This is a genomic window from Spirochaetota bacterium (assembly GCA_038043445.1).
Lineage (GTDB): Bacteria > Spirochaetota > Brachyspiria > Brachyspirales > JACRPF01 > JBBTBY01.
This window is the reverse complement of the sequence record JBBTBY010000067.1, coordinates 1-11,155: the sequence shown is the minus strand read 5'-3', so window position 1 is coordinate 11,155 and position 11,155 is coordinate 1. Positions and strand designations below refer to the sequence as shown.

Sequence of the window (11,155 nt, the reverse complement as noted above, 5' to 3'; positions counted from 1 at the left end):
TGCGCAGAAATCCGTGGGCGTTGCCGTATATGGTATTGCGAACAAAATCGGCGGCAGCTGTTTTGCGAAGCGGCTCATCGCGTTCCACGCTGTTATAATTCGCCGATTTCGATTCATTGGCTAGCAGCCCTCGATTGCTTCCCGCTTTCGCCAGGAAGCGCATCCTTCGCTCGAGACTTTCATCATTCCAGAGATGATCCGCCGGATAATCGATATAATTCCCCACGCCGAGCCGGTACAGCTCGTCGATGAACGATTGCTGATGTGCCCAGACGGTTTGCGCGACAATGGCGATATTCGTGTCCACCGATTTTACCGCCTCATACGCGGTTTTTACGAGATCAAAGTATTCCTTCGCCGTACCCTTGTGCCAGTAGAGTGAATGCTCGGAGGGTTCGTTCCATACTTCGAATTCGGTGATCAGGCCGCTATACCTTTTTGCGACGTCGGTACACACGCGCCGCCATTCGTTCATATCCGGAACGCTGTAATGCCAATCCCAGAAGAACGTGCGGTCGGGGTACATCTTTTTTGACATCCATTCAGGGGTTCCCAAAAGCGCCGCCTGCAGGCGTATACCCTCTTTTTTTTCGCCTGCGAACAGTTCATCCCAAAAATCCCAGCGGTATGTTCCCTGCGTCTTTTCCAGATACGGCCAGCGCAGCGAGTGGAAGCGTTCATGATAGATCTGCAGTATATTCCGGTAGGCGCGATAATCGGCGACCCTGTCCATGGAATATTCCGTATCATCGTACGGATCATAGGTGAGTTTTGCGGCAAGTCCGCAAAGCCCGATGAATGACATATCCTTCTCCGCTTCCGTAAGGGGTGCGATGCGGCGTACGGCACCGGTGCGCAGCATGACATTGGTCATGCCCATCTGCAGGGGTACACCGCGACCGTCCTTCCGCACATCGGCAAAAATACGCACACTCCCGGCGATACTGGAGGGCATCGGCAGTGAACATGTCGCCTGACCGCGTTCATTCCCGGTGACAGCGAAGAGGTTCGACTGTATGACCGCATCAAAAAAATCGACGCATGACGTACGCACCGAATAGGACGCGCCGGGTTTGAGATTATACAGAGTGATGCCCGCTGCCGCAGCGCGCGATATATCATATATCGTCGCATGTAAGAACCCCTCGCCGGGAATTATCTCAAGCGTTACCGGATCCGCCGCGGGAGAGTCGTCGCGGTACACGCCGAGCGCGTCGATGAGAAAACATCGTTTATACGTGTTCCCCGACTGCTCATAGAGTTCGATGCTGTTGCTCCCTTTCATCGCCGGGAACGATGCGCTTGTTTCAAGCGGTTTTGTCATGTAATTGGGAAGATACATATGCGTCACATTGCCGTCAGCGAGCGTAATGCGCAGGGAATAGCGGACAAGCGAATCCTCGTCAACGTTCTTATTGACACGCCCGGGCACGGCGGCGAGGAGCCCCGATGTTATCCGTATTTTGAACACGCGCATGCCGACGCCGTCATCGTTCCACACTATTCGTTCACGGTTCACCCAGGTCGGGTTCGCCGAACCCGGGGATGATATCCCGCCGGGGAATAACGGGCGCTCGATGATGCCGTTCTGCGGCACAATGTACGTATAGGTGTGGGTTCTATTGTCATATCCCGGCATATTCGTCAATCGATGATTGTATCTGAATTCCTGGCTTGTGTAGGATATGAACTCGCGGTTCGTATCATCGAATGCGCCGAGCTGCCATACTACCGCATCTGCGGCCGGGAGTGAAACGCCGATCAACAGGACGATCGCAGATAGATACGGTAAAAGCTTTCGCGTACCGCATGATGAATATCCGTTCATGCTGCATTCCTCCGTAGATCACTTATCGGATGCCGATCCGTGCACGAGCTTCCTTCGAATATTCGTACGCATCAGGCATATCGCCCTTGCCGTGCTCCACAGCTTCCATGAGCGCACGCTCATAACTCACATTCATCCTGCGCACGATCGGCCGGGCAACGGCATAGCGGTATTTCGCCCACTGCTCGCCCTGTTTCAATGTTTTGTCGGAGAGGAACCCCTTGATGCGCATGCCTGCGGTGACCGGGGCAGCACCATCGATGTCGGGATAATTCGCACCCACTATCTTATCGACCGTCATACTGTACGCGGCGGCGATGGACGTAATCGTATCGCCGGGCTTCACGATGTAGGTATCCTCGGAGGGCTCGGTGTTATTCAGGAATACGATGAACGCAGAAACAATGAATGCGATGCCGATGGCCAGTACGCCGAGATATCCGCGGACGAAGGTGATAATTTTTTTGATCATGCATCCCCCATAAATTACAGTGTATCAGGATTGTAACATGCTGCAGGATTTATCATAGAACATCCTGAACGCCTGTTGTAATACGATAATCACAGCACCTCATTGCGGCTTGGCATATAAACGCATGTTCCGGCCATGTTACTATTGTCCAAAGCAGGGGAGTCTCCTTATTCAGCGGCGAGCTCCCAGTTAAGCACGACACCTTCCTTCGATCCGTGAGCGAGCGTAAATTTGAGATTTCCATCTGCCACATGTGCCGGAACTTCACCGGTCCGCCTGCCTGTGGTGGAGAGCGCGAAGAGTTTCATGCGATTGTCGTTCCTGAACGTTACGGCGGCGGAACCAACGCGCACGAGAACCGGCGCACCGCCCCAATGGATAAGCACCGTGCGCTCGTCGGACCCGAACTTCATGCCGGTGTTTATCGCGTCGGTCGGGAACATGATGAGTACGCGCCTGCTTTCGGAAAGCGCCGATCCGTCAAGCGATGAAAAGGTAAGCGAACACTCCTTCGCGGCAACCGCCGCCGACACGCCGGGCATCTCATACGTGCCGTTCGTTTTGATGACCCATCCCTTGGTGCGCGGCGTGTTCACCGCTATGGTGCCTTCGTTGAAGTTAAAGCGCGCCTCGCGTGTGGCTGTCTCGATGAGACCGCGGTTCAGATCGCTCTTATTTCCCGCGGGAATGAGGCCGCCCTTAAGCGACTCGAGCCATAGCGCAGCATCCGCGGTATCCGGCGAAGCGGCGAACGGTACGATGCGCTTCCCGGAGATGACCGCATTTGTCGTGAGCGGGAGAATATAGCCGTCGGGCGCCGAATCGCCGACGCTGAGGCCGATCTTGCCGATGAAGCTCAGCGCCGCGGCTTCGCCGCCGAGATACCAGTTCTCGGCTACCGCATCAGACGTTCCATGGAGCGACACCGATATTTCCGCCTCGCGCATATCACCGCGGAGGTAGAGGAATTTGATCTGCCGCTCGGTCGCCTGAGATATGGGATCGCTCGCGCACATGTTCCCTTTTATAAGTGAATCTGCGAACACATCATCCTTGGTCACGACATAGCCCATGCGAAGGGCGCCGTCCCAACCCTGAAGCGCGGCTATCGCACCAAAATAGAGCCCGCCTTCCGAACGATGACGGTTCGGGAAAAGGAAGTTATACTCGGAGACAAAGTATGGTTTTCCGGAATTGCGGGTCGTTGCGAAGTAAGCGCCGTAGCAGGGGATGGCGTAGTTCTGATCGATGAACCGCAGGGGTTTCAGGGCGGATCTGCCGTGAAATCCATACGGAAGGTCCCACTCTTTATTCCCGAGTCCCTTGGAGTGGTCCCAATATGCGTGTTGATCCACGAAATCGATGTTCCTCCTGAGAAGCGTGGTGAACTGGGTATGTACCATATTGCAATCGCCGATCGGCTGTCTGCACCCGATGCCCCGCAGAAATGACCGCATCTCTTCATAGCCTGCCGCCTGCGTTTCAACGAGGAAGCGGCACGCATCCGCACCCCGCTTGTTTTTGGTGAGGCTTCGCGGCAGGGCGACCGTGCCCCGCTCCAGGGATTCGACGCTCGTAAGATCACCCCATGCCGCCGACAACTCCTGACTGCTTTTATACTGTGCGGCGAGATACTTGTTGAACGATTTTTCGTACAGGGCGTGCGCCTCAGGCACCTTGCTGTAATTGATCTCAAGAGGATCCTCGTTCACGGTACCGATGTAGATGAGTACCGGATCGTCCTTCCACGCGAGTCCGGTGTAGGGGTTCACATGCGACAGCACCTGCCGGGCGTATGACCTGAGCTCCTCGCGGAATTCGGGGATGATATAATACCCGGAATTATAGAGATCGTGCCAGCCCACGCCTTTTGCCAAAAGTCCCGGGAAATACTTTTCGATGAGCGTGCGCGGGCCGCGCGACCAGTTCAGGTCCATGGTCATGTAGACGCCGTTTTTTTTGAGCTCCGAGAATAGAAAATCGAGCTTGTCGGTATGAATCGGATCATAGGTGGAGGGATCGCTGCGGTCGGAGAAAAAAGCATTATCGATATATTGGAAACGCGCGCAATTGTACCCCATTTTCGCGACGTTCTTCGCCAGCACGATTATCTCCTCACGGCTCATCGATCCGAAAAAATTCGTATTGAACCATGATATGTGGGTGCCGGCGAATCTCAGCGGGACTGACGGATTATTTTCGAACACAAAGCGGCCATCCTTGGCCGTAAGAAAGCCGTATTTCCCCGCCGGCTTTTCGATAAGATGCGAAAGATCGAGTGCGCTCCCGTCGACGATGATCTTTTCCGTTTTTATCGGGACCCATTCTCCGGACGGGGCCGTCGTGTAGATGCCATTGTGCGGAAGCGATATTTCATCATGAGAGAGAGTCACGCCAGCGATGCCCCACACGGCAATGTTCGCGCTCTCGAATCGCAGTGCGGTAAGATCGCCGCCAAGGCCGCGGATGGAAAATCGAGAGACGTATAATCCGATGTAGGAACTGCCGTTTTCAGCGGTGTATCCGACAAAGCCGTTGCTGAGGGTTGCAGCGCCCCACCAATCCGCGACATCGCGGCCGCATAGTACCGATACCGGCGTGCCTTCGCCCTTCGCATATACCGGAATGATGCGACCAATCTCACCAACACCGCTTTTCGGCGTGTAGGCGGTTGCGTGCAGGAGATAGACATGCCCCGATGCCGCTGCATGCTTCGGTACCGCAAGCGTAACCTTCTCCGGAAAATACGGACGTTTCGGCGCCTTAAGGACAATGCACGCCTTGTCCCCCGATCCGATGAAGAACGGTATGTTCGCATGGGTTCGATCACCGGTGGGGAGCGCTGAGAGATCATTCGCGCGTCCCTGATCGGCCCAGCCGCCCTTCTCGTCACCGGCCGTTCCATCGGCGAGCGCCATGTTCGCTGCAGCTGAAAGGTCGACGGTCATCGCCGTCGGTTTTGACCCATCGAATACATAGGCCCAGCCCTTTATCGTCACCGGTACGCCTGCCTTCACGGTGAACACCTGCGTGAATTTCGAATCATGCCAGACGCGGATGCTGTATCGTCCGTTTTTCACAAAGCGCGGATCATTGTTTGCGATCGCCTGCAGTTTCGTATCCGATTTCAGGGAGCCCTTCAGCCAGCCGCGCGGCATATCATTGTCCACATCCTCGAAGTCGGGATTGGCGATGACGGCACCCTCGGCTTCCAGTCCGTCCCAATACGACACGATGACGGCATTGGTCTTATCGACGGTGAAATATTTGCTCATGAGTACGAGCGTGACTTTGCCGTCATTGACCGGCGTAAAGCGTATCCCGACCTGCTTCCATGTGTTCGCCGGGAGCGGGAGATAACAGACGAACCCGAACCCCGCTTTGCGCTGGGAGGGAAAAAGCCTGCCGCTCCCGATGAGCGATGCATCCTTCATTTCGACGCTCATGTCGACGCTGTCGATGTCAAGGCGTGTTTCGGATGGGAGCGTGATCGACACCTGTGCGGCTGCGGCCGCCGCAAGCACGGCCAATAGTACGATTTTCATAACGTCTCCGGGGCGGCGATTTTGCACATGCATCGCACGCTTACGATAATATCAACTACAAGTATAACTACAAGCATGCCGATAGTCGTTCGTTTCCATGCCGTACGCTGTTCTTATACATCCTTGCCGCAGTCGGCCTCTTATGCTACAATGAGTCGATGAGACCTGCGCAATACCCCCTTCGCTCCGGGGCGATGATACGCGTCTCGAACAGGAATATCGCCGTTCCGGGGCTCAGTAAATTCGGCATGCATCGCTATTCGAACGCCCGTGTCCCCATCAGGCGGCACGCGCATCCGCATGCCATCGAAATTATCTATCTTGCCTCGGGGCGGCAGTACATCGAGATCGATGACGAGCGCTATGAAATGCGCGGTAATGACGTACTCATAACGCCCCCCGGCATGCCGCACGGATCGTCGTTCCACCCCGCTGAAAAATGTGCGCTTTATTTCCTCGCATTCGCGGAGTGTCCGCCGCTGTTCGGTTTTCATGGATCGGAAGCGAGCGCCGTACTTTCTGCGTTCAGATCTCCGGTGCGGCGTTTCTTCCCCGGCACTGCACGCATGAAAACGATATTCGACGATGCCATACGCGCCTACACCGAACGCTCCCCGTATGTGAGAAGTGTTCTTATGTCCCGCTTCACCGAATTCCTCATCGAGGTACTCGCCTCCGCACACGGGGAGCGCAGCGCCGTGTCGCCTCCGATACTGCGCGCCATTCGCTATGTCGATGAGCACGTGGGAGAACCGATCATGGTCGCCCACCTCGCGGATATCGCGAACATGACCGTGCAGCGGACAAAGCGGCTGTTTACCGCGGAGGCAGGCATTCCGCCGAAGGAATTCATATTACGCCGCAAGATCGAACGAGCATCGGTACTCCTTCTTGATAAGCACATGCCCATCACCGATATAGGACTGTCGCTCGGGTTCTCATCGAGCCAGCATTTTGCCACGATGTTCAAGCGATACACGGGGAGAACCCCGATACAGCATCGCCGAAGCGGCGGGGAATAATGCAAGCTGCCATAATTTTGATGGACAGGTTCGACGCTTGCCGACAGGCTCGATCCGATATACAATGAGATATGGCTAAGAAAATACCTGTTACCGGGCATTATTATAACGCCCCCATCGACCTTAAGCGTTTCCGCGAACGGCTTAAGCCGTATAAGCTGCACAGCGTCGACCCGCTCGTCTGCGAGCTTGTCAATGACCGCTTCGTGGTCATCACCAAGTTCGGCGTCGTCATGTTCTGGAACACCACCGATGATCTCGAGCGTTCCATCCGCGAGGAATTGACGAAATTCCTCACCGACTTTTCCGTCGATGAGCGGGTGAGCGACCGCATCGACATAGAGCTCGGTGCCACTGAGCGCATCGGCTTTGAGCGTGTGCAGCTCTCGAAACTATCGCCGGATAAGATAAAGCTCATCTCGCTCGCCTTCGCGCAGTCGATAGCCCTCAATAAATTCGAACTTGATATCACATCGATACTGGGGAAGATCGAGGGGTATATTAATGAGCTGAAAACGTCCGGAAAGCTCAGGATAAAACCGGCTCGGATATTGAAAAGCGTGGGGTTCGCGCTGTCGGTGAAATATCATGTCATCAACAATCTCGTGTTGTTCGATAAGCCGGACGAGACCTGGGAAGATGAACGGCTCAGCCGATTGTACCGTGATATACGCGAGTACTTCGATCTTACCGACAGGCATGAAGGCATCACGGTAAAACTCGATTTCATCACCGATAACGTCGAGACGCTTCTTGATCTCCTGAACACACAGCGCATGGTGTGGCTGGATGTCACTATCGTTCTCCTTATCATCGCCGAGGTCATTATCTTTCTCATGCAGATATTCGTCTTCAACGGCCACTAGCGCCGTCGCGATATGGAACTAACCATTGAGAAGCTCGGCGGTGAGGGCGTGAGCATAGCCCGTGCCGAGGGAAAGACCGTGTTCGTACCCTTCGGCGTCCCCGGCGATGTGGTCAAAGCCGAGATACGCGAAGATAAAAGAACGTACTGCCGCGCTTCCATTACGGAGGTCATAACGCCGTCGCCGGACCGCGTTGCCGCCCCCTGCCGCTATTTCGGCGACTGCGGCGGTTGTGCCCATCAGAACATATCATACGAGGCGCAATGCCGGCACAAACATGCGCTCCTTACAGAATTGTTCCGTGCCATCGCCACCCCTGTCGACGCCGTTGTTCCATCGCCATCCGTGTTCGGGTATCGGAGCAAGATGCAGCTGCAATGCGCGCGCTCGGGGAGCCGCATCCTTGCCGGGTTCTATCGCTCGCATTCGCGTTCGCTCGTACCGATCGACCGATGCCCGCTCCATACCGACGAAGTGAATGCGCTTGCGCGTACCACCGTGCGCCTTCTCAATGACTTGAGGCTTCCCGCATTCGACGCTCGGATGCGCAAGGGGCTTGTCCGCGATATCGTTATCCGTTCGAACACGAAGGGTGAGAGCATGCTCACGCTCGTTATCCATGACCGTGATTTCGAGAAGCGTGCGGCATTCTCCAAGGCGATATTCCGCCGCCACCCGTCGCTCGCCGGTTTTTTCACGTTCCATAATCCGCGCGATACCGAGTATGTGTTCGCCGACGGCGAGAACATCACGACGAATACGCGTCATTCGCCGCTCGAAAAAGTGTACGGGAAGGCCATCGATGAATCGTTCGCCGGTATGCGCTTTGCGCTTTCACCGCTCACGTTCTTTCAGGTGAACGTGCCCCAGGCACAACGCATCGCCGCTTTCCTCGCCGAATGCTTCGGCCATGCGACAAGCGCTGCGACAGGCGGTCTTATCGATGCGCATGCCGGCGTTGGTGCGTTCTCACTGGCACTTGCACCGAAATTCACCGAAGTGCTCGCCGTTGAACTGGTGCGCGATTCGTGCGAACTCGCGATACAGAACGTGCGGATGAACCGTGTTCCGAACGTGCGCGTGCGGCATTCGTCCGACGTGCGCGCCCTTGGGGAGATCCTCTCCCGCGACGGGATGGACCGATATCCGAACCTGCTGCTTGACCCCCCGCGTGCGGGGCTCTCGGAGGATATGCGCGCGATGATACCATCGATGCAATTCAAGCGTATCGTCTATGTGTCCTGCAATCCGCACACCCAGGCGCGCGATGCTGCCGTGTTCACGGCGAACGGCTACCGTGTAACGCGCATCGCACCGTTCGATATGTTCCCGCATACGTATCATATCGAATGCGTCATGGTGTTCGAACGAAGCTGAACGCCATGCAATATTCCTCATCGAGCGCCGTCACTATACCCAAGAGCACGATGAAATGAAGCGTCAAGACCAAGGTATCGCTGAGTTCTTTGAACAGCAACGTTCTCGATTGCTCCACTATATACGCCTGAAAGCGGCGAGCATCCCTGAATTCGATCCTGAGGATATTCTTCAGGATGTCATGCTTTCGCTCATCGGGCGCGACGGATCGGTATCGGCCATTGAGAATCTCGCCGGGTACGTGAGGCGAGCCATTGAGAACCGCATCATCGACCGCCGGCGCGGGAGAAAGCCGTCGGTGTCGATGGAGTCATCGGTGAATGATGACGGTGTTACCCTGGGAGACATGCTCGGTGACATGCAGTACGAGGCGCATACGGCGATGGAGAAGAAAGAGCTTGCGCGCCGCCTTGCCGATGCCGTCGATTCGCTTGCGCCGCCGTACCGGAGCGTGTGGGTGGCCACCGAAGTAGAAGGACGGTCCTTCGCCGAGCTTTCGGAGGAATGGAGCGAGCCGCTCAATACGCTGCTTTCGCGTAAACATCGCGCTGCAAAGATGCTGAAAAAGAAACTTGCTGATATCGCGTAGCATAAAAAGGAGGTTCCCCATGGAACGAAGAAAAAAAGAAGGGAGCGAGGTCCGTGCCGAGGTGGTGATGGACTGCGCTCCTCCGCGGCATTCGTGGCATCCGCTGAAGATCGTCGGCGCCGTCGTGGGCGGGATAATCGGCGTTACGGCATTGGCCTTCATCTTCGGCTATGTCGTCATGCTGCTTTGGAACTGGCTCATGCCCCCCGTGTTCGGGTTGAAGACGCTCACGTATCTGCAGACCGTCGGGCTCATCGTCCTTGCGAAGATACTGATCGCCCCGTTCATTCCGCACATGAAGCATCATCGTCCGCACCCGCCCATGCCGCCATGCCCGCCGATGGGGCCACAGCACGGACATTTCCATGAACATGCGGGGAAGTGGAATGATTGGAAAGTGAAGGGCGGCTGGGGTAAATGGAAGTATTATGATCAGTACTGGCGCGAAGAGGGCAAGGCGGCGTTCGAAAAGTATATTGAAAGAAGAGAAAAAAATAACCCCTAACCCCCGACCCCTTTCTGTAGCGGCTTTGGCCATTCATGGCCACCGCCAGCTGCGCCATCCTTGGCGCACGCCTTCAAAAGGGGGGTGCCGGGAAAATATTTAAAATAAAATAAAGTAGTAGTTGGCGGGGATAGATGTTATTGCGATATGCGGCGTGGAATATATACAGTATTTCATATTTACACTCTCGGTATAATCTTAATATTTTCCGTGTTCAATGTCTTATGTGCAGAAAATGTATCGACGAATTCGGACAAATTGCTGCTGCTCGCGGGAAAACGCGGTAGGGCTTACGTGAACGTCGAGGGCGGGCGGTATCGCCGCAGCGAAGCGCGAGGTGCGATGCGGTTGGAATTGACAGGAATTCGGCGGGTGGTATACTGGCGGGCATGGAAGGTAGAGCTGTAGAAAATGAAAAGTCCTATCCCTTTTTTTATTCAGCTTGCTGCTTCCGGCATGTGCCTTGCCTGAATAAGAAAACGTAAATAGAATCAATATGTGACAAACATCCCGCAGGCATCAGTATTATTTTAATCCCCATGATGATATAATTCGATGTACAGGAGCTTACATGCGTACACTTCCGTATCCCGGCACATGGCGTGTCGCATTCACGCATCCCGCTGACGGTAAAAAGTTCGACATTTCAGCTTCTGTTCCCGGCAATGTCGCCGTCGATATGATGCGGGAGAACATCATTCCCGATCTCTATATGGGCGCGAATGCCCTTGGCGCGCAGGAATGGGAACGTACTGATTTCACCTACACCTCGGAATTCATTGCGCCGGAACTGGCTGCGGGGGAACGACTTGAGATGGTGTTCGAAGGCATCGATACGGTCGCGGATATAACGATCAACGGTACTGCCATTACATCGGTAGAGAACATGTTCATCCCGCATGCATTCGACCTCACCGGGAATATACATCCCGGGGCGAATTCGCTTACCGT

At 55.2% G+C, this 11,155-nt stretch carries 9 protein-coding genes; 6 read left to right on the top strand and 3 right to left on the bottom strand.

What is annotated here, in order from left to right; translation table 11 throughout:
* The 3 genes from AABZ39_10585 to AABZ39_10575 form a co-directional block, all read right to left on the bottom strand.
* A partial coding sequence (locus AABZ39_10585; protein MEK6795215.1) for a hypothetical protein occupies positions 1-1,828 on the bottom strand: 1,828 nt, incomplete at its 3' end.
* A 22-nt stretch (positions 1,829-1,850) separates the two neighbouring features.
* The gene (locus AABZ39_10580; GenBank protein MEK6795214.1) at positions 1,851-2,300 is read right to left on the bottom strand and encodes a LysM domain-containing protein; all 450 of its coding nucleotides are present in this window, start codon (positions 2,298-2,300) and stop codon (positions 1,851-1,853) included.
* A gap of 167 nt (positions 2,301-2,467) precedes the next feature.
* Complete coding sequence (locus AABZ39_10575; protein MEK6795213.1) at positions 2,468-5,845, bottom strand: hypothetical protein; 3,378 nt, start codon at positions 5,843-5,845, stop codon at positions 2,468-2,470.
* Positions 5,846-6,003: 158 nt separating this feature from the next.
* On the opposite strand from AABZ39_10575, the gene AABZ39_10570 reads away from it, so the two are divergent.
* The 6 genes from AABZ39_10570 to AABZ39_10545 form a co-directional block, all read left to right on the top strand.
* Entirely contained in the window at positions 6,004-6,867 is an 864-nt protein-coding gene (locus tag AABZ39_10570) for an AraC family transcriptional regulator (GenBank protein ID MEK6795212.1), read from the top strand.
* A 71-nt stretch (positions 6,868-6,938) separates the two neighbouring features.
* Positions 6,939-7,733: an RMD1 family protein gene (locus AABZ39_10565; GenBank protein ID MEK6795211.1), complete on the top strand. Its 795-nt coding sequence runs from the start codon at positions 6,939-6,941 to the stop codon at positions 7,731-7,733.
* Positions 7,734-7,745: 12 nt separating this feature from the next.
* Positions 7,746-9,110 (top strand): 23S rRNA (uracil(1939)-C(5))-methyltransferase RlmD, encoded by a 1,365-nt coding sequence (gene rlmD, locus AABZ39_10560; protein ID MEK6795210.1) that lies wholly within the window; start codon positions 7,746-7,748, stop codon positions 9,108-9,110.
* Positions 9,111-9,165: 55 nt separating this feature from the next.
* Positions 9,166-9,699: an RNA polymerase sigma factor gene (locus tag AABZ39_10555; protein MEK6795209.1), complete on the top strand. Its 534-nt coding sequence runs from the start codon at positions 9,166-9,168 to the stop codon at positions 9,697-9,699.
* Positions 9,700-9,718: 19 nt separating this feature from the next.
* Complete coding sequence (locus AABZ39_10550) at positions 9,719-10,204, top strand: hypothetical protein (GenBank protein ID MEK6795208.1); 486 nt, start codon at positions 9,719-9,721, stop codon at positions 10,202-10,204.
* Between the two features lie 571 nt (positions 10,205-10,775).
* On the top strand, positions 10,776-11,155 hold a 380-nt coding region (locus tag AABZ39_10545), incomplete at its 3' end, for a sugar-binding domain-containing protein (GenBank protein ID MEK6795207.1).